Annotated in this window: 1 protein-coding gene; it reads left to right on the top strand. The window is 70.6% G+C overall.

Features of this window, described 5'->3' with window-relative positions:
* Window positions 1–544, top strand: a 544-nt coding sequence (locus tag AOK17_RS53250) for a site-2 protease family protein (protein ID WP_245697878.1), incomplete at both ends; no start/stop codon positions are given.

Genomic DNA, 544 nt, shown 5'->3' on the forward strand with positions numbered 1-544 from the left:
CGCGGTCGCCTTCTACGCCTCCGTACTCGTCCACGAACTGGCCCACACGGTCGCCGCCCTGCGCTTCGGACTGCCGGTGCGCCGTATCCAGCTGCAGTTCTTCGGCGGTGTCTCGGAGATCGAGAAGGAGTCCGAGACGCCCGGCCGCGAGTTCGTCCTCGCCTTCGTCGGCCCGCTGCTCTCGCTGATCCTCAGCGGCCTCTTCTACCTCGCCCTGCAGGCCGTCGAGCCGGGCACCGTCCCGGGCGTCCTGCTGGCCGGCCTGATGATCTCGAACCTGATCGTCGCCGCGTTCAACCTGCTCCCCGGCCTGCCCCTGGACGGCGGCCGGATGCTCAGGGCAGTCGTCTGGAAGATCACCGGCAAGCCGATGAGCGGCACGATCGCCGCCGCCTGGGTCGGCCGCGCGCTCGCGATCTCCGTACTCGTCGGACTGCCCCTGCTCACCCAGTCCGGGGCGCTCGGCACCGACGCCGCGGACATCGGCGGCATGGACACCGTCATGGACGCCCTGCTCGCGGCGATCCTGGCCGCGATCATCTGG

It is taken from the genome of Streptomyces phaeochromogenes, assembly GCF_001418655.1.
GTDB classification, from domain to species: Bacteria; Actinomycetota; Actinomycetes; order Streptomycetales; family Streptomycetaceae; genus Streptomyces; species Streptomyces phaeochromogenes.